The following is a 22,931-nucleotide window of genomic DNA, read 5'->3' on the forward strand; positions in this document are numbered from 1 at the left end:
TTCCTTCGCTCGCTATTTACGGTGTGACAATGCGTGTATTTTCATGCAGGGAATCCCGTTAACATGGCCGGCAAACCCTTTCCAGCCTGCATGGCGGACGTGCAATGCAGGCGGCTTCTCTTTCCCTATCGCATCGCTCAACGCCTACAAGGAAATATGTCGAACGCAACCATAGAGATTTTATCGGGCAACAATCAAAACCAGTACAGGCTGGTTACGGCAGCCGGCAATGCAGTCGCGACTTTCGCGCCGCTTTCCGTCCGGGTGTCTTCCGGCGGCGTGCCGCTTGCGGGCCGCCAGGTCAGCTGGAGCGCGTCCGGGCAGCCGGCGTCCATGGCCGTGCAGACAGAGCCGGGCGGGGGCGCTGGCAGCGTCACCGTCACGGGAGCCGATGGGGTGGCCGTCCTCGACAGAATGGGCGGCAACGCCGTCTTCGCCTACTATGCCGATGGCGGCTTCGGCGTCACAGCGGCATGCGATGGGGCGAGCGCCGCATTCAAGCAGACGGTTGCCGGGCTGGCGCCGCCCGCGCTCGCACTGAGCGTGCTATCCGGCGATCACCAGAGCGTGGCGCGCGCGGGTTTCGCGGTGCCCGGCGGCAAAGCCGTCTTTGGCACGCTGCAAGTCAAGCTCACCGACGCGTCGGGGCGGCCGGTACCCAAGGCGGACGTCTATTTCAGGGGGGGCGTCAAGCCGGAGGGCATGGCCATTCAGATGAGCTCGAATTCGGAGGGTGCCCTGCTGACCACCGATGCGAATGGCATCGCCACCCTCGACAGGTCTGGCAACCACGGCCTGGCTTGCTACTACGCGGAAGGGGCCTTCACGATCGTCGCCGGCGCCAATAATTCATCGACGGCAACTTTTTCGCTCACCGTGGCGCCGTCCGCGCCGCCGCCCGCGCCCATTGCCGGCGCAAGCCTGGCCGTGCACGCGGGAGATGGACAGACGCAGGCGCGCATCCATGGCGCCGGACGCAGCGCGGCGGCGAACTTCGCGGCGCTGACGGTGCAGCTCAAGGGGCCGGACGGCGTGCCCCTTGACGGACAGCAGATCAGCTGGTCGTCACCATCCCATCCGCGCGAGATGGCGCTGCAGACGGAGCCGGGTGGCGGCATGTCCTCCATCACCTTTACCGACGCCAACGGCATGAGCACCCTGAACCGGATGAGCGGCTTCAGCGTCAGGGCCTACTTTGCGGATGGCCCGTTCACGCTGCAAGCTTCCCACGGCTCTGCCACGGCGCTGTTCCACCTGACCGTGGGCTGAGGCCAGCTGCCGCTTCCCGCGCAGGCCTTGGCGCGCGCGTCAGGCGCAGGCCGGATTTTCAACGCCGGGAACAGTGCGTGAAAGCCAAGGGTAGACAGGCGCAGCAAACCATCGAGTCGAATGCGCCGGCGTTTCAAAGAACGCCGGCGGCATTTTCCCGCAGCCGCTTGATTTCTAAAAAGAAAATTCCGCCGACCACCAATAAATGATTGCGCACGGTGCTGTCCACTGTGCTGCCCATAAGCGGCGCCGTGCGCCGTTTTGCATGGCGACTGCTTATGTCCTTTGCGGTTTCGCAATAATTTCTCGTGTATTGCTTAATTCTTCAGGCGGCAAAAGGACGTCGAGCGGTCCTGCGTGTAATAGTGCTCCACCAACTTGCGTTTTATCGCCGGGGTCTGCACCAGCAATACCGCGCGATGCGAATCCGCTTCGCCATCGGCGCCGATACCCAGACGGTATTGCCCGGGCCACCCGCCACCGCGCGCGTCTTCGCGTCAAGAATGAATATCATTAAAGTTTATAAAATATTACTATTCAATTGTCGCGCGATGATAAATATCTGTCTATTGTCTATCGGGAAATTGAATGGTGAGCTATCGCGGAGAATAAATATATTGCAGGGTTTCTGAAAAACACATGCAGACTTTTACATTCAGGTGACAATGTTTGAGTCTTTTGGATTTTCAATTCGCTATGCTGTATGGCAGTTACTGGCAGCCGGCGAGCCGGTAAATACCTGCCGTTCTCCCGATATTCTGTTGTTGGGTATATTCGATGCAGAATAAAGGATGACTTCATTGATTTAAATCAATTACTTCTGATAGGAATCTGCATGAGCCATGACCACCTCGGTTGCGCCTGCTGCAACCTGCCTCACCTGCCAACGCTGACCAGCGGCCTGCTGACGGAAACCGCACTCAGCGGCGAACTGGATGCCGCGTTTCAACAAGCATATGCGCCGCACGGCGGGAAGCTGGGGCCGCAAGCCGTGATCTTTTATAACGGCGTCATCCATACCCTGGCCACGGGCGGCAGCGAGCAGGTGGATGCCCTGGGCATCGCCGGCGGCACCATCATCGCCACTGGCACGCTGCACGAAGTGCGCCAGGCCATGCAGGCGCACCAGCCGGACGAGACGGACCTGCATGGCCGTACCTTGCTGCCAGGCTTCGTCGAAGCCCACATGCACGTGCTGCCCAGCGCGCTGTACAAGAGCTGGCTGTCGCTGACGCCTTTCCAACAGGCACCCCGGCAACAGGAGTTGAATCCGGAATACAGTTTCCAGAGCATCCGCCAGCAGATACTCAGCGCGCTGGCGCAGCCGGAAAAGCTGCAGAAAGACAAGAAAGGCAATCCCTGGCTGCTCGGTTTTGGCGTCGATCCTTCGCTGATGCAGCCTTGGGAAGACATCACCGCCAGCCAGCTGGACCCGTTGAGCAGCACGGTGCCCATCCTGCTGATGAACTCTTCCGGCCACCTTGCCTATCTGAATACCGCTGCGCTGAACGCGGCGAACATCCAGGACAACCCTTCCGGCGTGCTGACCGAGATCAAGATCGCCGAAGCGCTGCTGGCCGCGCCGCAGCCCAAGCTGCCGGAATTTATTGCTAGCCTGAAGCAGGTGCTGGAGAATGCCTCCGCCATGGGCTTTACCACCGTCTTCGACGCCGGCCTGGGCGCCACCGAGCAGCCGCAGCTGGAGATCGGCCTGCTCAAGCTGGCGGCCCACCTCGGTCCCGTGCGCATCGGCGCCGCGCTGTTTACCAAACCCGAAGCCGCAGCGCTGGACAAGTGGCTGCAGCATTACAAGCCGGACCTGGACAGCCACGGCGACCAGCGTTTCAGCATCAAGGCGATCAAGCTGATTGCCGATGGCTCCAACCAGGGCTTGACCGGTTACCAGAACCAGCCTTATGCCTGCTCGCATGAACATTCGATACCTGGCGTGCCCGACACCGGCTTGAGCAATTACCCCCAGACATCCCTGTTTACAAGCATGCTGGGCAAGGCGGTGGGGCAGGGCTGGCCCGTGCTGGTCCACGCCAACGGCGACAAGGCGGTGGAATATGTGCTGGACAGCTACCAGCAGGTATTGACGGCGCAGCCGGGCGGCATCAGCGAAGAGGAAGCGCAAAAGCGGCGCAAGCTGCGCCTGCGCGTCGAGCACGCATCGCTGCTGAATGATGTAGCCATCAATAAAATGGCGGAACTGCAATTGAACCCCAGTTTCCTCATCGGCCACGTCGGCTATTGGGGGTACTCGTTCCAGAGCACCATTTTTGGCCGGGAGCGGGCCCAGTTGCTGGACCGCTGCCATTCGGCAGTGCAAGCGGGTATGCACATCAGCTTGCACTCGGACCATTTCGTCTCGCCGCTGGGGCCCTTGCGCATGATGGAGCAGGCGGTGTTCCGCACCATGGAAGCGACGTCGGGGAAGGAAGTGCTGAATCCGGGCGAGTGCCTGAGCCGCATGGCGGCCTTGCGCGCCGTCACGCTCGATGCAGCCTGGCATTGCCACATGGATCATCTGGTAGGCTCGCTGGAAGCCGGCAAGCGGGCTGACCTGGTGATCCTTGCGCAAGACCCGCTGGACGAGACGGTGCGCAAGCTGCGCGACATCGTGGTGGAGGAGACCTGGCTGGCAGGAGTCAGAGTGCATCGCCACGGCAATGCGCCAGGCAACATTGCGCGATAAGCCGCCGCAATGCAACAGCCCCCGATAGCTGCAGGCAGCTATCGGGGGCTGTTAGTTACTGCGGGACGTTACCGGATCAGGCCAGCTTGTGCTTGCCTGCCGAGAAACGGTTCCAGCCATAGCCGGCGACGATGATGGCCAGGATGGCCGCTTGCGCCAGCAAGGTTTCCAGGGTCGGCAGGATGCCCAGCAGATCGACGCGGATGAAATCGACGGGGCTCACGCCGACCCAGCCCGCTTCCTGCAGCGCGGCCACGCCTTTACCCATCAGGATCACGGCCAGCACGGCCACGAAGGCGGACGTCCACGAGAAGAATTTGCCGATAGGCATGCGCGCACTGGTGCGCAGCAAGGCCCAGGCGATCACGACCAGCAGCACGATGGCCACCAGGAAGCCGCCCAGCAGGGCGCCGCCATTGCCGTCCGCCGCCAGGGCGGAATAGAACAGCACGGTTTCAAAGACTTCGCGGTAGACGGCGATGAAGGCCAGGGCGAACAGACCCCAGGCGGAGCGCCGCGACATGGCTGCCGTGAGTTTCTCGTGCAGGTATTCCTGCCAGCGTCCGGCGCTGCTCTTCTGGTGCATCCACAGGCCCACGCTGAGCAAGACCAGGGCCGCGAACACGGACCCGAGGCCTTCGCTCACTTCGCGGCTGGCACCGCTGATGGTCACCAGATACGTTGCCGCCACCCACGTCAGGCCGCCCGCCACCAGGGCGCTGGCCCAGCCCGCATGCACGTAGGGCAGCACATCGTTGCGCTTGGCCTTGCGCAGGAAGGCGATGATGCCGATCACGATCAGCAACGCTTCCACGCCTTCGCGCAGCAAGATCGTCAGGGCGCCGACAAAGGTCGTCATCGGATCGGCCTTGGCGTCGCCCAGTTCCGCTTCCACGTGGGTAAACAGTTGCTGCAGCTTTTCGCCGGCCGCGTCGGCATCGGCCACCGTGCCCTTGGCCACGGCCGAGCGGTAAGCCAGCATGGCGTTTTCCACGGCCAGCAGCAGCGATTTGTTGCGCGCGCCGACCATCGGCTCGATCGGCTCGAAGCCGTCCAGGTAGGCGGACAGGCCCAGGCGCGTGGCGCCCGCGCGGTCGCCCGCGCGCATGGCGGCCAGGCTTTCGGCCAGGCGCAAACGCGACAGGGCCAGGCCGGCCGGCTTGTGCGCCTCGGCCTTGTCCGGATGGCGGCGCAGATACGCCGTCAAGGCTTGCGCCTCGTCCGCGCCCAGCTTGGCGGCCGCCGCTTCCTGCGTCAGGGTCGTCACGGCGGCCAGGTCCGCGTACAGTTTTTTGCTGCGCGGATCGTCCTGCCACAGTGTTTCGCCGCGCGCGCCTGCCGCCGCATCGTGCGACATGCCGCCGATGTAGAAGGCCAGGTCCCAGCGCTCGTCTTCGGACAGCTGGCCAAAACTGGCCATCGAGGTGCCGGCCACGCCTTGCGAGATGACCTGGTACAGCGCCATCAGGCTGCGCGACTGCGCCCGATCGCCATCCGTGAAGGCGATCGGCTTCGGTTCCAGGCTGGCCGCCAGCGGACCGTCGCCGCCGCCGGCCACGCCGTGGCACGACGCACACTGGGCCGCATACAGGGCCGCGCCGCGCGCCAGGTTGGGCAGCACTTTCGGCGCCACGGGAATCGGGTAGGCGGCGATCAGCAAGCCATTCGCGTGGTGCGCCAGGCGCTTGACTTCCGCGCCATCCGCCTTGGCGACGACGGCTTTGCGCAGGTCGGCGATGGCGGCGGCAATGGTCGCTTTCGAGGCGTGGGCGGGCAGGGCGGCGATCTGCGTCGTCGCGTTGTCGGTAAAATCGAGCATTTCCGCATATTCCGCCTCGCTCACCACCTTGCCGTGCTCGACGGCGCCGCTGTAATCGACGGCAACATAGTCAATCAATTGCCACAGCTGCTTGGCACCCGTGTCCTGCCCGGCCACTTGCGCCTGCGCGCCGCCAGCCAGCAGCAGGGCGGCGGCCATCAGGAGATGGCAAACGAGCCGTTTCTTCATTTTGATGAACATGATTCTCATTCTCATTTCTTGTTAACCCGGCGACTATAGGACAGGCACCGCGGGGTGTCAACGCGTGCACGGGTGAAGGGCATAGCATTTTTGTTCTATCGGGCAACGAATTAGTGCGGATTGCGCGTGCCCGAGGCAGCAGGTGAGGACCCGGGGCCGAGAGCTAATTCAGCAGTGGTGAACTTGTCCATGCGACAAGAATCGCCTGTCGAGGAGGCGCTGTGGGGTGGTGATGTAGGCGAATGCAGTGGCTTGCAAGAACATTTAATGGAATGAATCGTGTCTGACAGTGTGAATTGCAACTGCAACTTGCGTGCGTTTCCCAAGGATACGCACGCAAGAAGTTATTGTTTAAGACAGGCGCCTATTTTTTCACCTTCGACATGCTGCCTATGCGCTGTCCCTGCAAGACGGAAATACAATCGAGCACGCCAGGTTGAAACAGCAGGATATTGAGCGATCCGCCATAAGCAAAATAACCGAGTTCCTCGCCTTTCTTGATCTTGACGGGGGTGCCGCCCGGACGCACGTAGGTGTCGCTCACCACCGATGGATGTATCGCGCTGATGGTGTTCAGTCCGACCGGCACCACTGCCACGTAGCCGTAATCCGCCGTTTCGATGATGAAATAGGCACGGTGGAAGTCTTCAAAAATGCTGAAGTCGGTATCGCTTTCGCCGATATTGCCTTCGCCGAACCAGTGCTCGCCATCCATGATGCCGTTGTAGATACCCGGAACTTCCATGCCTTCCACGATATTGCCGCTGACCGGCGCATGGTAATGGTGGTAACTGGTCGGCATCAATACGCAGGAAAGGGCGGTGCCGCCCACGAAATGCCTGGCAAATTTGGAATTATTCAGCAATTGCGTTACATTCAATTCCCGCGTCTTGACCGGCAGGGAAGTCTTGAGCGTGAGGTTCGATTCGATGAAGTTGATTTCGGTATCGCCTGAAGCCACCAGTATGGAATTATCCTCGGGATCGGAAACAGGCCGGGGATTGTAGGCGGCACTGATATTCAGGCGACGGGTAAAGAATTCATTGAAGGTCTTGAAGCCGCCTGCAGGAATGATGAAGTCCCTGTTCGGAAACGTCGCCATCCATTCCTTCAGATAATCCTGATTGATGGATGCAGGCGAGTCCATGAAATGGCCGCGCTCCTTGATGAATCTGACCGACCAGTTGAATATCTCCCTCGAGTATTCTTCCGCATGACCGCTTTTGCTTTGCAATCTGTTCATGAAATAGAATGCCTGCGGATTATTCACATAGAAAAAGGTCAATGGAACAATGAAGCCCAGGCCGCTGTCTGGCTGCGGCAGGAAGGTAAACCATTTGTCGAAATAGCCGACGAAATCATCCACCGTGGTATTGGTCCATGGGTTTTCCTGTTGCATGCCCAGTTCCATGATGAATGGATCCAGGTTGGCAATGGCGGTGTTGTAGGCCGCTTCGACCACTGGATTGCGTACGATCACCCGCAACTCATCCATGATCTTTTTCATTTCAGCTGTATGCGCCGGATATACGCCATCGGGAAACATTCCAACCAATGGGTTTTTTGATTTGGCGTCTTGATTTATCTGTTCCATAATTTCAATCATCTTTCAAGTGAGAAATTTACATATCGGTGAGCAGAGAAATACACATACACAGTCAATACAAGGTGATACAAGGACATACCGCACAACATTGCGCAGACAAACCCATCCGCACTCAAATTTTTCTGCACGACGATACCAAGCGATTCAAATCCGCTCATCGCTATCGCCATGCAAAACAGCATCAGCAAGCAATACGCCAGGCGCGGCAAGATCTGCGCCCGCATGCCGCGCCGGATGCGCAGCCACCATCCTGTGCCGGCCGCAACGGAGCCTTGCCCTGGTACTGCGACGGCATGAAAACCCAGGCATATCCACAGCAGCATCGCGACAGTCGTGATGGGGAACCATTGGAAGTGAAATTCGATATGCCGCCCTATCCCGGTGAGGAATGCTTCCTGCATGGCGCTACGGCACTGCGACAACAGGAAAACAGGCGACACGCGCCAAAAGTCGCCCAGGCTGGCAATACTGATCAGGGCGCTACACCCGAGCAGGGACCAGATGGCACTGCGCCGCCGATGCAGGTGAAAGAGCAGCCAGGATGTCGTTACCAGACACGCGCCGCTGAGCGCTCCCCATAGCCACAGGGGCGGTACCTGGTGTGGCAGCAGCGGCAGCAAGGTTGCCAGCCAGGAAAAGCAAAATAGCAGGAGCAGATCGCGGGCAGGCCGGGGGGAAAGCCAGCTTGCCGATCCGATAAGAGAGCGGGCACGTGCCGCCGCTCCAGGATGCCATGCGTGGGGGAGGGTCACTTTATCCTTCCGCATAATTTTCACCATGCTCCTGTTACCAGACAAAGAATTCTTTGCGGTAGGACAAATTGAAAGAGATACGTGGATCACGCAGGCTGAAAGAGCGCAATTCCATGTCTTTCAGCCTGCGTTGCTGTTGCTATCCCGTTTATTTCAGGCTGACCCGCAAGGCCTTCCTGAGGGGCGCCGCAGTCGACGCCAGCGCCAGCGTATTTACGCCAGGATCGGCCTGGTGGCCGACAATTTCTGCACTGAAGGTCGTGTCGGAATTCGCTACCACACTCTGTGGCAGGTGATTCAAACTGAAGTGTGCCTTGACATTCAAATGCGTCTGGCAGTTGGCGCAACCCTGGATCGCATTCCGGCTCAGGACGGACTGGACGCCGACCAGGTGTTTCTGGCCATTCACCGTGGCATAGCCTGCGATCAGGAAGGAGCCGCGGACGGCCGCCTTGTTGGCGCCAGACACCGTCAATACCTGGCCGCTGTAACCTTCCGATACGTTCAGCATCTGTTGTCGGCACGCCCCGGTTTGCGGCCAGCTCGCCTGGTCAAGCGAGCCGATCGAATAGGTGTAATTCAACTGCTGCTCGATATTCACCACATCGCTGGCGACTTGCACCTTGCCGTTCGCATCGACAAATGGCATCAGCGGCGAGTCCATCGACAGCCAGACATTGCCGGCCACCCCGGGCGTAGGTCCCTGATTATCGACAGAATTGGTGCCCGGATATTGGGGAATGATATCGAGTGTGTTGAGGTTGCCAGTTTTCTTTTGCCAGACCCAGAACATGCGGTCGACATTACAGTGATGGAAATAGAAAATCGGATCCAGGCCCGCCGTGTCATTTTCACCCATGTCGCCATTGGCGCCAACGATCGGCGATCCGTCAAAATTCTGCGTGGCGACCGTTGTAATATCGACGCCGCCGACCGCGACGTGCATATCGTTATGCGGCTGTTCAAGCGGCACTGCCAGAGTTTCACCGGTACTCAGTAAATCATTGTAATTCTGGGCAGACGTCGTATTCGAGAAAACCGTATAATTGGGCGCATTCAAACAATTCTGGTAGGCAGTATGGATGCCGGCCGATATCGTTGTATTGTTATTGACGTTATCCGGTTGAATATTGATAACGGCAAGATTGAGCCAGTTAACCACGTTCTGGTTAAGCACGACAACCGCTTCGGCCGCGTTCCACTGGCTGTTGTGCAGCTTAGTCACGGCCAGATTGGCAGGCGTGCCCACCAGGCCGGAATAAGGGTAGCGAACCGTCGTGTAGCCTGCATTCTTGGTATACAAGCCTCCGGCGCCACCTTCCTGGTCCGTGGAGATATTATCCGTAATATTGACTGGAAACGTGAATGAGCGCAGCGGATTCGGAATCTTATTTCCATTGCTATAGGTGAAAAACTCGTCCGTCAGGCAGGATGGTATGCCTTGCGCCAGTGAGTAGTCATCTGTTTCATCCCAATACGGCAACATCACGCTTTCACATCCTGGAATGCTTTGCAATGCCTTTTCCAGTTTCACCAGATACAATCTGTGCCAGGTTGGAAACAGCACGTTCCCGTGATTGCACCAGCCGCCCCACCATGCGCTGCTGCCATATCCAGCGCCGCGGAACGGTTCGCCGTGATAACCGCCAAGCACAAAAAATGAATTGAGGTTGGAGGAATCCAGCGCCTTGATGCCAGCCCAGGCCGTCATCAGGTTTTCCAGGGTTTCAGTATCCGTCTTGTTCTCGAAATTGGTCTGGATTTCCAAAATGGAACGACGAACGCCCATCGATATTTGTGCCATATTTTACCTTGTCGTGGTTTTGTACAAGAAAGAAATACCCTGAAAATCCAGTGATGCATACTGCGTTCGACGGTCATACATTTCTTCTCATCATCATCTTTATTATTGAACGATAAAACAAGTAACATCTCGGCTCAAAAAGTTACATCCATTTGTTACTTGCATAAAAATAATAAGCAGCCAGCCAAATTTTCTGTCAAATACTGCTCAACGCATGGCGCGGCCAGGCTTCGGGGCGATGCCGGCAAGATTGGCCTTGCGTATCAGTGCGCAGGGAGCGTGGCGCGGGCGCAGGCCCACGCGTACGGCGGGCGGGGAGGGGAGAACATCAGGCAACGGCACTGCGCCAATTCTCCGATTCCTGTGCCAGATCAAAAGAGCATTGACATTAACGTTGACTTTAGTCTTAGAGTAGAGCCACGGCTGGGCAGGCAGGGCGGGGGGATCCGCCCTGAAAGCAAACGTTGCCAGGCCGTTCGAGTCGTTCCCGTCGTTTCGCCCAAACCGTAAAGGAGCAGGATTTTACCGAGTGACAGCAAGCAGCTCATACCTCACCAGGTGGCAACTCACACATTACATAGGAGTACGGACCATGGCATACGTCACAACGCAGGATGGAGTCGAGATATTCTACAAAGACTGGGGGCCGCGCGAGGCGCAGGTGATCTTCTTCCATCATGGCTGGCCGCTCAGCGCTGACGACTGGGATGCGCAGATGCTCTTTTTCCTGGCCAACGGTTTTCGGGTAGTGGCTCACGATCGTCGCGGCCATGGGCGCTCCAGCCAAGTCGGGGACGGCCATGACATGGACCATTATGCCGATGACGTGGCGGCGCTCGTGAACCACCTCGGCGTGCAGAAGGCCGTCCACATCGGCCATTCCACGGGCGGCGGCGAAGTCGTCCGCTATATTGCCCGTCACGGCGAGGATCGCGTATCCAGGGCGGTGCTCATCAGCGCGGTGCCGCCCTTAATGGTGAAGACCGACGGCAATCCGGGCGGCCTCCCCAAGGAGGTTTTCGACAACTTCCAGGTCCAGCTCGCGGCGAACCGGGCGCAGTTTTACCGCGACATTCCTGCCGGCCCTTTCTATGGCTACAACCGCCCCGACGCCAAGCCGTCGGAAGGCGTCATCCTGAATTGGTGGCGGCAGGGCATGATGGGTAGTGCCAAGGCCCATTACGACGGTATCGTGGCTTTCTCGCAGACCGACTTCACCGACGACTTGAAGAGCATCAGCATTCCCGTACTGGTCATGCATGGCGACGACGACCAGATCGTCCCTTATGAAAATTCCGCGCCCTTGTCGGCGAAGCTGCTGAGGAACGGCATCCTGAAAACCTATGCGGGATTCCCGCACGGCATGCCGACTTCCAACGCCGACACGATCAACGCCGACCTGCTGGCGTTTGTGCGAGGCTAACAGCCACGGGCGCCGGTGGATCCCCCCCTGGCGCCCGCCGGCCCGCTGTTGGTGCGGGCCTGGCGAGATGCGCGCAAGATCATTTTTCCGCTTCGAGGGCCGCGAGTGGCTTCGGCGCATACAGTGCACTCTGGAATTCTGGCACGTATTCATATTTCATCATTTTCCCCAGCTTCAGTGTCTTGATGTAGGTGGAGAAGCTGCCGTCGCCCAGCGTCAAGTCTACAGATTCTGCGCTGCTACTCGATGCATGGCTAAGTTGCCGGGAAACGGCATAGCCATAAGTCAGCTTTCCGTCCCGATCCTGGTTTGTGAAGCTGTTTTTCACCAGGTCGGCCTTGTGCGAGAGGTCGCCCAATTTTTTTCCCGCAAAAACAAAATCAAGCTTGCCCCTTCAATGTTTGATTTGGAAAAGTTGGTTTATAAGCAGTCTGGCCGGTATGCGAGCACCGCGGCGTCAGGCATTGCGCGGTTTATCCATCCTGCGGCGATACTGCCAGTTCTTGACTTTGGTTTCCAATTGCTGAATCAGCAGCGCCAGGGCAGGGGCCACATCGGGCCTGGTATGCTTTCCCTGGCTGAGGCGTCGCAGTTGATACTTCACCATCGCCATATAGGCGATGGACGACAGCACCTTGTTTTTCTAGGTGATCGCTCTAAGCAACGGAGTTGCTGATGTGTCAGAAGCCCATGCTTCAGGCAGGCGCGGATTGTGATTGCCAGCGCAGTGCCCATGCCCGCCATATCGATGCCGCTGCTCAGCACTTGCTCCACTACCTGGTAACGGCGTATGCCGCCTGTCACCATGATGGGCATCCGCGCCACCGTTGCGATGTCTTTGGCAAATTCCAGAAAATAGGCCTCGCGGGCAAGCGTGCGGCCATCGCGTGTCTGGCCGTGCATGGCCGGCGCTTCATAACTGCCGCCGGACAATTCAATCAGGTCTACCCCCATGGGATTGAGCATGGAGACAACTTTCTTGGCGTCATCCGAACTGAAGCCACCCTTTTGGAAATCCGCCGAGTTGAGCTTCACCGCAACGGCAAAGCCTTTGCCCACGGCCTGTCGCACCTCCTTGACGATGTCGACCAGCAGCCGCGCGCGATTTTCAAGTGATCCGCCCCAGCGGTCAGTGCGCCTGTTGGTGATGGGGGACAGGAACTGGCTGATCAGGTAGCCGTGCGCGGCATGCAGTTGCACGCCCGTAAAGCCGAACCTTTCGGCCAGCTGTGCGGTCCTGACAAAGCGTTGCCTGACGTCGGCAATGTCGGCCTCCGTCATCTCCCGCGGAGCCGAAAACTGCTTTGAGAAGTTCCCCAGGTCCATGGGCACGGGTGACGGTGCGATGGTTTCCTGTCCCATTGCAGCGGGCATCTGGCGTCCCGGGTGATTGATCTGCATCCAGATCTGCGCGCCCTGTGCGCGGGCGGTTTGGGACCATTGCTCAAAACGCTCGCCAAACTGTTCGGACTCGAGAACCACGCCTCCCGGTCCCGTCATGGCGCGGTGATCGATCATCACATTTCCAGTGATCATCAGGCCGACGCCACCGTCAGCCCACGCACGGTACAGGCGAATCAGCTTCGCCGAAGGAGCATGATCTTTATCCGCCATATTCTCTTCCATGGCCGCCTTTGCCAGGCGGTTCGGAATGACTGCCCCATTGGGCAGCGACAGTGCAGTGAAGAGTTTCATCGTTATTTCCCAAGGTTGCGATACGCTCACGATAAGCTTTAAGCTAACTTGAAGGTCAAGCCCTAAAACGAAAACATATTGCGCATGTATCCCGGTCGAGACAACCGTTTGCAGAACTGCCATCCCCTGAACAGAAAAAACCCATCAGCTGCGCATTGGGCCCTTGACCTTGAAGTTGGCTTCAAGTTTATAGTTGACCGTGCCGTGTCAGCGGACATGGCCTGGTACTTTCAACCATGTGGAGGACAATCCCCAAAGTGCCCTGGCTGCTGCAAAGTGAGATGGAGAGCAAGGGGGCGCGTTATGCAAAGGGCCTTATCCCGTTTGACAGCTTCGTGATTACAGATGACCGCTTCGTCACGGGCCAGAATCCCGGATCGAGCAAGGAAGTGGCGTAAGCGCTACTCAAGGCGCTGCAGAATAACAAACCGCAATAATGACTAATACAATGTTGTAAACGATTGCTCAACAGGAAAAACTATGAAAATTGGTGAATTGGCCAAGCGCAGTGGCCTTGCCGCATCGACGATTCGATTCTACGAATCGAAGGGCTTGCTGAAAGTCGTGAGCCGGCAATCGAACGGCTACCGTGACTATCCGCTTGAAGCGGTGGCGGTGCTGTCCATTATCAGTGATGCGCAGCAGGCTGGCTTTTCCCTGGACGAAATCAGGCAAGTCCTGCCAGAGGATATATCTTCATGGCGCCATGATGATTTGATGGTGGCCCTTAAAAAGAAGATTGCGGATATTGAATCACTCGAAGTCCGCCTAGCCCAGAACAAAGCCCATCTGCTGTCGCTGATTCAACTGATCGATGCAAAACCTGATGATCTGGCTTGCAAGGACAATGTCGCCAGAGTCATGGAAAGCATCGGCATAGCCAGTAAAAGTGAAATATAGAACACAAGGCCGGTGATTTTTGGACGCCCATGGATTCAATCGGGGCAAAACGCACTGGGAGAGAAGGCCGCCGTGCCGTAATCGAGACCAGCATGCAGCGGGAACTGGCGCCGGCCCATGGGCAGTGGTCGCATGCCGGCATCAGCGACGAAGAAGCAGGACGAAGGTAGCGGGCTAGCTGTTTCCGGCTGCCAGCAGAAAACCTTGCGCATCACGGCTTGCAGCAACAGGCAGCGAATTCCCGGAACGTCAGGGTGAAGACCAGAAGCACCGACACCTAGAGCGACAGCGACTACAGTTGCAAGCAAAGTTGCGGCCGTAGCGGCAAGCCACGATGCAACGCAGGGAGAAACGATACGCTCAAATCAACGGGTGCCCGTTGGCTGCTGCGTTCTGACCGGCTGAAAAATCGCTGTACGACGAACAGGCAACAGGGCAATTGAGCGAACAGCTTGCGGCCAGTCAAAGTGCCGTGCGCCAGGTGGAAGTAATGTGGGAACTCGTCACCGGGAACGAAGGGCCGCTAACCTCCATCATCAATTTGACATAATATAAATTATGCGAAGTATTGTGCGAACCTGAAGAATCCCCGTTCTCCTCGAGATGGAAATCGCAATACCGATTTATGGTCTTCGATCCATCATAATCAAAAATAACAAATGAGATTCCCAATCTGCGACACGGCAACCCCACCGGGCTTGCGCACTTCGTCATGGACCTTCCCTTGGCTGATATGGTGCGCACTGCGCCGCGACGAGCGCACAGTGCGCGACTGGCTCAGCGGCAAACAGCGCGTGCCCTAGTGGAGTCCCGAATACATGCGCTTGCGCCAAATGGAACAAGCCGGACATTTGCTGGCGATGAACATGACAGCCCTTGGAGATCGCCTAGGCATTGTGGCATTGTGCGTGCGGACGTCATCGAACTGGCCGTGCGCCTGCCAAAAAAAGAGCCCCAAATAACTGGCTTGCGGCGCGATGACTTCGACCAGCTGCAGATCGCCCTTTGATTACTGCTAGAGCGGCCGATTACAGCACTTGCAGCGTTCGCGCTTATTATTCTTGCGTATTTCGCACCTGAAGGCCCAGGCGGACAGGACAATGCAGACGACTATCAGGACGATGCCAGTTGCGATAAAGCTTTGATGTGGACTCATATCATTCTCGACCATGCAAAAACAGAAATTCGATTCTATCAAATAAATTATTTATCACGTTACATTTTGTAACAAAGCCCGCAATCTGCGGGCTTTGTCCATTTCTTCTTGCGCTTGCGGAATTGTCTGTTTGCCTTGCGCAGCGGCCTGCGACGGGCCGTTATGCGGCCTCCAGCGCTTCCACGAGGGATTCGATTTGCGCGGGCACCCCAGTCCTGCAACAGAAGACCTGACAACGAAATGAACAGGAACGGGTCTACTGCGCTCATTTTGCCAGCGGACCTTTCTCAGCGATCACGCCCGCCAGCGCGTCCGCCTTGGCCTTGGCGCCATCGACCGCGACACAGCTGCCTGTCGAACATCGAGGTACACCGGCGCGGCCCCGCATCGGCGGGCATCCACGATTGCTCGATCTTCAATTGGATAGGCGATTTTGTGATGTTTCGACTCGCCTGCCTGCTTTGGACTCGGCTGCCGGCAACGCTCACGCGTATGCTAGGCTCAAGCGTCGGTCTGCATCCGCGCTAGTGAAATGCTTTGCTCTTCTTGGGATTGGGTATGCCCTTTGCCTGCGGCTTGTAAAACATGCCGCCGGTAATGACGCCGTTGCGCAAGTCCTGGGTCCAGTCGTCGATGATGACGCGTAGTTTTGCCCGGTTGCTGATCCAACGCTGCCTGGCGCCATCGATCTTGTTGTAGAAATCCAGATTGGCGAGGTTCCTGGCCGTCAGCGAATCGAGTAATTCAATGTAGTGCTGGGTGCCGGCCGTCGTGCTTTGCGATTCGAGGATGCCGATATTATCCATGTAGCGTTGCAGCTCCTGCGCAGCCAGCGAACTGTCCGTGTTGGGCTTGGCAAGGTGCTGGAAGTTATCCAGTTCATATTGAATATGCTGTTGTTGCCTGACCAGCATGTCGCTATGTGCCGAATAACGTCGTTCGCGCTTGGCAACGCCACCGTAGGTCCACGATGTCTTTGCCGTCGCATCCGGCAAAAAATGGTTGGCCAGCGTCATGTTCGGCGTCGTATTGGTCTTCTGCGGCGTGATATCGGTAAATACGACCTTGCAATTCTGAAAAAAATTCAGCATGTGCGGGTCGATAGTCGTGTTGTTGTTGCTTTGATTTTCATTGGCCCAGCCAGCCCACAAATTCATCGGTTCCCAGATGCAGACCGTATCGAAATTGTGCAAGCCGCTGGCGTCCCAATGGGGTTTGATTCTCAGGGTTTTCAGGTCGGCTGCCTGGATGATATTCATGGGGTCATCATAGGCGCCGCCGCCCAGGATCATCAGGTAAAACACGAGGATGGCGCGCTCGAATGTATTCGGCCCCTGGGCCTGGGCCAGTTCAAAGAGATCGAGCAGATCGGTCTGGCGCACCTTGTGCCGCTTGTTCAGTGCGCTGGCCATGCTGCCGAGCGCGTCAAATTCCCCCACCACGGCCACGGCCGTCGATTCCGCCAAAAACAATTCGAGTGCCAGCTTATCCATCTGCGCGTCTCCACCTGCTCAAGGGCCATCCCCTTGCGGCGATGGCCAAGATAATCAATGTCGGGTCCATTTGCGACGTTATAACAAGCCATGGAGCCGCGTACGTATCAGCCCGATACAAACAGGTAACAGCAGGCCAGCACCGCATGCACAAGGCCCTTGCCTTGGCGCCACGCTGTCGCGTGTCAGATTGCCGTCCATGAGCGCGATATGCATGAAATCAATGCCTTGCAGAGTATTATGAATGAAAAGTCTTAACATATGACCTTGTCCCAGCCCTGCTTGCGCGCGAGCATCGCGCTTGCCATCGCTGCTGATTTGTCCGCCTGCACCAGCCAGCCTGGCCCCTGGCCATCGCACGCGCTGCCGTCCGGCATCGTCTTCCCTTCCCCGCCCTGCTCCCGGCACCGCGTCAAGCCGCGCCGCTGGCGCCCATCCAGTCACCATACCAGCGGTTCGGAAAACCAGCACTGGTATGGTCCGGATTGCCCAGCCTATGGGACGATGCCGCAACTGGTATTGTTATCTTGCGCAAAGAATAAAACCAGTTGACTACCACCTGTAATGCTTGCACTCTGGAAAATCGGACGGTGATGAACCGGACCGCCATGATAAAAAACACACAAGGAGATGCAAGTGAACCGGACAGTCATGAATACCCTCATCGTTACCCTCTTCGGGGGCACTTTGGCCGCGTGCGGCGGCGGCAGCGAAGGATCCGCCGCGGGCGCCAGCCAGCTGCTGGCCGGCACGACGGAAGCCGTCGCCTGCTACACGCCGTGGAACAGCAGCACCGCCTACAACGGCGGCGGCAAGGCCAGCTACAACAATGTCAATTACAACGCCAATTGGTGGACACAAGGCAACAATCCTTCCACCAGCAGCGGCGGCGCCGGCAGCGGCCAGCCGTGGACGGCAGTGGGCGAATGCGGCACGCCAACGCCAACCCCGACTCCCACACCAACGCCTACTCCGACACCTACTCCGACTCCAACGCCAACGCCGACGCCCACACCGACTCCAACGCCAACGCCAACCCCAACCCCAACGCCAACCCCAACGCCTACCCCGACTCCAACGCCCACCGGCCTGGCGAAGCACGCGCTGATCGGCTACTGGCACAATTTCACCAATCCGAGCGGCGCCACCTACCCGATCAGCCAGGTCAGCGACGACTGGGATGTGATCGTCGTCTCGTTCGGCGACAATGCGGGCGGCGGCAATGTCAGCCTGACCATCGACCCGGGCGCCGGCACGGAAGCGCAATTCATCGCCGACGTGGCCGCCAAGCGGGCGAAAGGCAAGAAAGTCATCCTGTCGCTGGGCGGGCAAAATGGCTCCGTTTCCGTCGGCAACACGGCCGAAGCCACCAACTTCACCAACAGCCTGTACGCCATCATCACGAAATATGGCTTCGACGGCATCGACCTGGACCTGGAAAACGGGGTGGCGCAAGGCGCGGCCATCCAGACCTATCTGCCGATTGCCGTGAAAAACCTGAAAGCCAAGGTCGGCAACAGTTTTTACCTGTCAATGGCGCCCGAATGGGTGTACGTGGAAGGCGGCTATACGAGCTACGGCAGCATCTGGGGCGCCTATATTCCCATCATCAATGCATTGCGCTCCGAGCTGACGGTGCTGCACCCGCAGTACTACAACAATGGCGACATCTACACGCCATACGCCACGGGCGCCATCAAGGCCGGCTCGGCGGACCAGCTGGTGGCCACGGCGCGCATGCTGATCGAAGGCTTTAATTATGGCAGCAACACCTTCGCCGGCTTGCGTCCTGACCAGGTGGGCTTCGGTGTGCCGTCGGGCCGCAGCTCGGCCGGCTCGGGTTTTACCACCAACGCCGACGTCAGCAACGCCCTCAATTGCCTGACGCGCCTGCTCAACTGCGGCACCATCAAGCCCTTGCAGGCGTATCCGGACTTCCGCGGCGTGATGACGTGGTCGATCAACTGGGACCGCCACGACAACTATAACTTCTCCGTGCCGACGAAGAATGTGCTGAAAACCTTGCCATAAGGCGCCAGGCAGGCCGGAGAAGGACTCCCCTCCTCCGGCCTGCCGCTTTATATATAGTGTGGCGCGTTCAAGCCCCGGACTGGTACACCAGCCGGTCCCGGTCGCCAATCCGCCAGTGCAGCACACGGTCGCGCCAGCTCGGCTTGCCGTCATGGGCCAGCACGTGCCGCGCATACGCGCAAAACCGCGCCGCGTCGATGTGCTCGGCGCGGGGAACACCGCCAAAACGCCGGTCCACCACAAAGAACCGCAGCCGCCACGTGATGTCGGTGCCGCCAGGCACTAGACGTGGAGGCAGTTCTTCCCGCGCGACGCGTATGAAAATCACCTCCGCATGGCGCTCGCTTAACTGGCTTAGCTGGCAAAACAGGTCCCAGGCCTGCATATCCGCCTGGTAATGGCAGGTCGACACGCCGCGCACGAGCGGATACCGGCCCGTCTGGCGCGCAATGCGGTCGCAGGCGAACCTGGCCAGCACCGTGCGGTGACTCCCGCCGCCATCTGTAAACCAGTGCGTGCCATCGATGGAGCTGAGCATGATGCCGTTATCGAGGTCGCCATTGAAATAGTAGTCGGGATGGCTTTCATACAGCTCAAAGACGCCGCGCATCTTGTCCTGCCGGTACTGCGGCGCCAGCGCCGCCTCGCGCCAGGATTGTCCCGCATAGTGTTCCGACTGGCCCACGACCGTCCGCATGTCGATGCGCGCATCGCGCCGCCGGTACTCGCGCACGACGAAAGCTTCGAGGCTGGCGCCGTGCTGCGATGGAAACATATCGCGCCATTCGGCAATCACTTGCTGCGACCAGGGCTGGACCGTGGTCAGGATGTCATCAAACAGGGTATTCATTCGCTTCTCCGCATTCACCAGAACTACTGGCCTAACAAGGTCTAGCGAGTGGCTGGCCGGGCAAGCGGGCCAACAGGGCCAAATTGAAAGAATATTGAAAAATATAATGAATTCTTATTTTACGATAGTTTTCAATGATCAACTCGATTGAAATATTTTACTTTCTTTTGTAAATGAGAATCGTTACTATCTACTTCAAGGATAAGCGAATTCAACAGAAAAGGAGCGTCCCTTGTTTACAGCGATCAAAACATTCAGCCAGGTTCTCACGCACATGTCGATCGCCTTCGGTCTCGCCTACTTGCTGACGGGTTCGCTGGCTCTCGGTGGCCTGGCGGCGATTATCGAACCCGTCATCAATGTGGCCCTGCTGCCCTGGCATGAAAAGGCCTGGCATGCGATCCGCCGCCGCTACGCCGCCAGCCGCCTCGGCTTTGCCGTGCTGGCCGGTGAAAAGGTCAGCCAGACCTGCTTGCACATGAGCGTCGCCTTCGGCGTCATGTACTGGGCCACGGGTTCGATGGCCTTCGGCGGCTTGCTGGCCGTGGTCGAGCCCATCTGCAACGTCATCGTCCTGCCCTTCCATGACCGCCTGTGGGAGCGTGTGCGCGCTCGCCAGGAAAGCCGTGGCGCGGCGCGCCTGGCGGCCCTGTAATCAACGTTATTCTCTGCCAGCCCACACGGGCGGCCGCCTTTGCACCCATGGCGCCGCCCGCTCCAGCTGCCCGGCAAGGCGCAGCAGCACGCCATCCTGGGCGTAACCCGCCATGAACTGCATGCCGATCGGTAAGCCGTCGGCTGACATCGCCAGCGGCACGGACATGGCCGGCAAGTCCGCCACGTTCGCCAGTGGCGTGTACGGCGAATGTTCGAACAGGCGCGCCGTCCAGCCCAGGCCGTCCAACGTGCCTTCATTTTCCCCATAGCGGCCCAGCTGCCACGGCAAGTCCGGCATGGTGGGCGTCAGCAGCACGTCATATTCCGTGAAGAAGGCGCCCGCGTGGCGCGTGACCGTGTTGCGCACGTCGAGTGCGGCAACGAATTCGACGGCAGAGACTGTCTTGCCATAGCGGTAGCACGCCAGGGTGGCTGCTTCCAGTGTCTCCAGCGATACGCTGCGCCCGCTTTCCTGCGCCAGGCCATCGATCCACGGCACCAGGTTGGCGCACCAGATACGCGCATTCGCCTGTACGAACGCTTCCCACGACACGCCCAGCGGCGGCGTCACCTGTTCCACATGGTGGCCCAGCCCTTCGAGCAGGCGCATGGTCTCGTCCAGCGCGGCGTCCACGGCGGGCACGGGTTGCGCGCCATTGCTGGCCGCGCGCTGTACGCCGATGCGCAACTTGCCCGGGGCCACGCTGACCTGCGACAGCCAGGTGAGGTGGGGCGCGCCCGTCACGTACGGCTCGCCCGGCATGCTTCCCTGCACACCATCGAGCAAGGCGGCGCTGTCGCGCACGGTGCGGCTCACGCCCAGCTGCACGCCCAGGCCGCTGAAGATCTCGTCCATGGCCGGGCCGTTCGAGACCCTGCCACGGCTCGGCTTCAGGCCGAACAGTCCTGTCGAGGCGGCCGGCACGCGGATGGAACCGGCCGCATCCGTCGCATGGGCCAGCGGCACGATGCCGGCCGCCACGGCCGCCGCCGCGCCACCGCTGGAGCCGCCCGCGCTCAGGGCCAGGTTCCACGGATTGCGCGTGGCGCCATACAGGACCGGTTCGGTGGTGGTGGCAAACGCCATTTCCGGCGTGCCCGTGCGGCCAAAGGTGGCCAGGCCAGCCTGGCGGAACTGCGCCATCAGGTGCGAATCGGCGGCCGCGACATGGCCGGCGCCCAAACGGCTGCCCGCCTCGCTGGCCTGGCCCGCCATGGTGACGGCCACATCCTTGATCAGGAAGGGCACGCCGGCGAACGGCGCGGCCTTGTCGATGCCGGCAAGGTCGGCCGGCCACAGCCCGACCACGGCGTTGATGTGCGGGTTGACGGCGGCGCAGGCGCGCATGGCAGCGTCGTGCAATTGCGCCGCGCTGACTTCGCCGTCGCGCAGCAGCCGGGCCAGCCCAAGGCCATCAAAGCTTGTATATTCATGGAGTTGCATCAGATTGCTCCTGTAATGGTTTAAAAGTGTAGGTCGCAGGAACAACTGTAGGGCTTGCGCTATCATTCTGGAAATGAATAGTTAATATACGAGGTATAGTCGTGAACAATCTGCGCAAGCTGGACTTGAATCTGCTGCTGACCCTGGAAGCGCTCTTGATCGAACGCAACGTCACGCGGGCGGCCGCGCGGCTGCACCTGAGCCAGCCTTCCGTCAGCGTGCAGCTGGGCAAGCTGCGCGCCGCCTTCGACGATCCGCTGCTGTTGCCGGGACCGCGCGGCATGCTACCCACGGCGCGGGCGCTGGCCCTGTTCGCGCCCTTGCAAGCCGTGCTGGCCCAGCTGGAGCAAGTCTTGCAGCCGGAACAGGCGTTCGACCCGGCCACGGCCGAGGTGCGCTGGAACCTGGCGGCGGCCGACGCCACCGAATATGCGATCCTGCTGCCCATGCTGCCATCGCTGCGCGCGCAGGCGCCGCTGTCGCGCATGGCCGTGTTCGAAGCCGTGCCGGCGCGCATGGCGCAGGAGCTGGAAAGCGGCCAGGTCGACCTGGGCTTTCTGGCGCAGGAAGAAGCGCCGCCCGGCTTGCGCCACCGCACCCTATTTACGGAACACTATGTGCTGGCGGGCCGCCACGACCACCCGCTGCTGCAGGCCCCGCCCGACCTCGAGCGATTTTGCGCGCTGGAATTCATCGTCGTCTCGCCCAACGGCGGCGGCTTCCGCACGGCTGTCGACACGGCCCTGCAGCAACTGGGCCAGCAGCGCAAGGTGGTGTTGTCCGTGCCGCATTTCCTCATCGTCCCGCCCTTGCTGGCAGCGTCCGACATGGTGGCCTTGTTGCCGTCGCGGCTGCTGAAGAACGCGCTGGGCGCACTGCGCACGTGGGAGCCGCCCATCAGCCTGCCCGACTACGAGATGGCCATGGTCTGGCACGAACGCCTGCACCTGGACCCGGGCCACCGCTGGCTGCGCGAGCGCATCCTGGGATTTGTCGCGTAGTGATGCGGAAAGCGGGCTTGATGCGCCGCCTGGCCGCCCTGCCGCTGTTGACAAGGAGCGCGATCCCCTATATCGTCTAACTTTATCACTAACTAAATTAGCTATTAATTAGAATGCCTACCGTTCCACTGC

Annotated in this window: 15 protein-coding genes and 1 pseudogene; 7 read left to right on the forward strand and 9 right to left on the reverse strand. The window is 59.3% G+C overall.

The genetic code is table 11. The features are described 5' to 3' along the window. Positions 1-63 precede the first annotated feature (63 nt). Positions 64-1,269 carry an Ig-like domain-containing protein gene (locus tag AC1RDJ_RS07400; RefSeq protein ID WP_493027089.1) on the forward strand — a complete coding sequence of 402 codons (1,206 nt, stop codon included), beginning with the start codon at positions 64-66 and terminating at the stop codon, positions 1,267-1,269. 835 nt (positions 1,270-2,104) lie between these two features. Then, on the forward strand, positions 2,105-3,967 hold the full coding sequence (locus AC1RDJ_RS07405) for an amidohydrolase (protein ID WP_493027090.1): 1,863 nt from the start codon (positions 2,105-2,107) through the stop codon (positions 3,965-3,967). 76 nt (positions 3,968-4,043) lie between these two features. Here the strand turns inward: AC1RDJ_RS07405 and AC1RDJ_RS07410 are convergent, their stop codons facing one another. The 4 genes from AC1RDJ_RS07410 to AC1RDJ_RS07425 all read right to left on the reverse strand — a co-directional run bounded on the left by AC1RDJ_RS07410 (position 4,044) and on the right by AC1RDJ_RS07425 (position 10,149). Further along, on the reverse strand, positions 4,044-5,987 hold the full coding sequence (locus tag AC1RDJ_RS07410) for an FTR1 family protein (RefSeq protein WP_493027091.1): 1,944 nt from the start codon (positions 5,985-5,987) through the stop codon (positions 4,044-4,046). Between the two features lie 364 nt (positions 5,988-6,351). Continuing rightward, on the reverse strand, positions 6,352-7,593 hold the full coding sequence (locus tag AC1RDJ_RS07415; protein WP_493027092.1) for a phosphatidylserine decarboxylase: 1,242 nt from the start codon (positions 7,591-7,593) through the stop codon (positions 6,352-6,354). Next, positions 7,590-8,372, reverse strand: a complete 783-nt coding sequence (locus tag AC1RDJ_RS07420; protein WP_493027093.1) for a hypothetical protein — start codon at positions 8,370-8,372, stop codon at positions 7,590-7,592. Before AC1RDJ_RS07420 ends, AC1RDJ_RS07415 begins: the two co-directional genes overlap by 4 nt. 121 nt (positions 8,373-8,493) lie before the next feature. Then, positions 8,494-10,149: a tyrosinase family protein gene (locus tag AC1RDJ_RS07425; protein ID WP_493027094.1), complete on the reverse strand. Its 1,656-nt coding sequence runs from the start codon at positions 10,147-10,149 to the stop codon at positions 8,494-8,496. A gap of 592 nt (positions 10,150-10,741) precedes the next feature. Between AC1RDJ_RS07425 and AC1RDJ_RS07430 the strand changes: the two genes are divergently transcribed. Beyond that, positions 10,742-11,572 carry an alpha/beta fold hydrolase gene (locus AC1RDJ_RS07430; protein WP_493027095.1) on the forward strand — a complete coding sequence of 277 codons (831 nt, stop codon included), beginning with the start codon at positions 10,742-10,744 and terminating at the stop codon, positions 11,570-11,572. Between the two features lie 79 nt (positions 11,573-11,651). On the opposite strand, the gene AC1RDJ_RS07435 is transcribed toward AC1RDJ_RS07430, so the two are convergent. Further along, positions 11,652-11,930 (reverse strand): hypothetical protein, encoded by a 279-nt coding sequence (locus AC1RDJ_RS07435; protein ID WP_493027096.1) that lies wholly within the window; start codon positions 11,928-11,930, stop codon positions 11,652-11,654. A 99-nt stretch (positions 11,931-12,029) separates the two neighbouring features. After that, a pseudogene (locus AC1RDJ_RS07440) lies at positions 12,030-13,267 on the reverse strand (NADH:flavin oxidoreductase/NADH oxidase family protein). A 480-nt stretch (positions 13,268-13,747) separates the two neighbouring features. On the opposite strand from AC1RDJ_RS07440, the gene AC1RDJ_RS07445 reads away from it, so the two are divergent. Next, positions 13,748-14,167, forward strand: a complete 420-nt coding sequence (locus AC1RDJ_RS07445) for a MerR family transcriptional regulator (RefSeq protein ID WP_071323617.1) — start codon at positions 13,748-13,750, stop codon at positions 14,165-14,167. 1,680 nt (positions 14,168-15,847) lie between these two features. Here AC1RDJ_RS07445 and AC1RDJ_RS07450 read toward each other — a convergent pair. Further along, positions 15,848-16,816, reverse strand: coding sequence for a hypothetical protein (locus AC1RDJ_RS07450; RefSeq protein ID WP_493027097.1), 969 nt, complete (start codon positions 16,814-16,816; stop codon positions 15,848-15,850). 651 nt (positions 16,817-17,467) lie between these two features. Between AC1RDJ_RS07450 and AC1RDJ_RS07455 the strand changes: the two genes are divergently transcribed. Next, positions 17,468-18,847, forward strand: coding sequence for a chitinase (locus AC1RDJ_RS07455; RefSeq protein WP_493027098.1), 1,380 nt, complete (start codon positions 17,468-17,470; stop codon positions 18,845-18,847). 67 nt (positions 18,848-18,914) lie between these two features. Here AC1RDJ_RS07455 and AC1RDJ_RS07460 read toward each other — a convergent pair whose 3' ends face one another. Then, positions 18,915-19,697 (reverse strand): hypothetical protein, encoded by a 783-nt coding sequence (locus tag AC1RDJ_RS07460; protein WP_493027099.1) that lies wholly within the window; start codon positions 19,695-19,697, stop codon positions 18,915-18,917. A gap of 232 nt (positions 19,698-19,929) precedes the next feature. Between AC1RDJ_RS07460 and AC1RDJ_RS07465 the strand changes: the two genes are divergently transcribed. After that, positions 19,930-20,352 carry a DUF2061 domain-containing protein gene (locus tag AC1RDJ_RS07465; RefSeq protein WP_493027100.1) on the forward strand — a complete coding sequence of 141 codons (423 nt, stop codon included), beginning with the start codon at positions 19,930-19,932 and terminating at the stop codon, positions 20,350-20,352. Between the two features lie 6 nt (positions 20,353-20,358). On the opposite strand, the gene AC1RDJ_RS07470 is transcribed toward AC1RDJ_RS07465, so the two are convergent. After that, complete coding sequence (locus tag AC1RDJ_RS07470; RefSeq protein ID WP_493027101.1) at positions 20,359-21,798, reverse strand: amidase; 1,440 nt, start codon at positions 21,796-21,798, stop codon at positions 20,359-20,361. A 101-nt stretch (positions 21,799-21,899) separates the two neighbouring features. On the opposite strand from AC1RDJ_RS07470, the gene AC1RDJ_RS07475 reads away from it, so the two are divergent. Next, entirely contained in the window at positions 21,900-22,799 is a 900-nt protein-coding gene (locus AC1RDJ_RS07475; protein WP_493027102.1) for a LysR family transcriptional regulator, read from the forward strand. The last annotated feature ends 132 nt before the right edge of the window (positions 22,800-22,931 follow it).

The organism is Janthinobacterium sp. GW822-FHT07H10, from assembly GCF_058798675.1.

What these genes read in the sequence shown, in the direction of transcription:
- AC1RDJ_RS07430 (WP_493027095.1), top strand. Translation starts at nt 10,742, where the DNA reads ATGGCATACGTCACAACGCAGGATGGAGTCGAGATATTCTACAAAGAC.
- AC1RDJ_RS07410 (WP_493027091.1), bottom strand. Translation starts at nt 5,987, where the DNA reads ATGTTCATCAAAATGAAGAAACGGCTCGTTTGCCATCTCCTGATGGCC.
- AC1RDJ_RS07405 (WP_493027090.1), top strand. Translation starts at nt 2,105, where the DNA reads ATGAGCCATGACCACCTCGGTTGCGCCTGCTGCAACCTGCCTCACCTG.
- AC1RDJ_RS07450 (WP_493027097.1), bottom strand. Translation starts at nt 16,816, where the DNA reads ATGGATAAGCTGGCACTCGAATTGTTTTTGGCGGAATCGACGGCCGTG.
- AC1RDJ_RS07425 (WP_493027094.1), bottom strand. Translation starts at nt 10,149, where the DNA reads ATGGCACAAATATCGATGGGCGTTCGTCGTTCCATTTTGGAAATCCAG.
- AC1RDJ_RS07470 (WP_493027101.1), bottom strand. Translation starts at nt 21,798, where the DNA reads ATGCAACTCCATGAATATACAAGCTTTGATGGCCTTGGGCTGGCCCGG.
- AC1RDJ_RS07415 (WP_493027092.1), bottom strand. Translation starts at nt 7,593, where the DNA reads ATGATTGAAATTATGGAACAGATAAATCAAGACGCCAAATCAAAAAAC.
- AC1RDJ_RS07445 (WP_071323617.1), top strand. Translation starts at nt 13,748, where the DNA reads ATGAAAATTGGTGAATTGGCCAAGCGCAGTGGCCTTGCCGCATCGACG.
- AC1RDJ_RS07455 (WP_493027098.1), top strand. Translation starts at nt 17,468, where the DNA reads ATGAATACCCTCATCGTTACCCTCTTCGGGGGCACTTTGGCCGCGTGC.
- AC1RDJ_RS07420 (WP_493027093.1), bottom strand. Translation starts at nt 8,372, where the DNA reads ATGGTGAAAATTATGCGGAAGGATAAAGTGACCCTCCCCCACGCATGG.
- AC1RDJ_RS07400 (WP_493027089.1), top strand. Translation starts at nt 64, where the DNA reads ATGGCCGGCAAACCCTTTCCAGCCTGCATGGCGGACGTGCAATGCAGG.
- AC1RDJ_RS07460 (WP_493027099.1), bottom strand. Translation starts at nt 19,697, where the DNA reads ATGAATACCCTGTTTGATGACATCCTGACCACGGTCCAGCCCTGGTCG.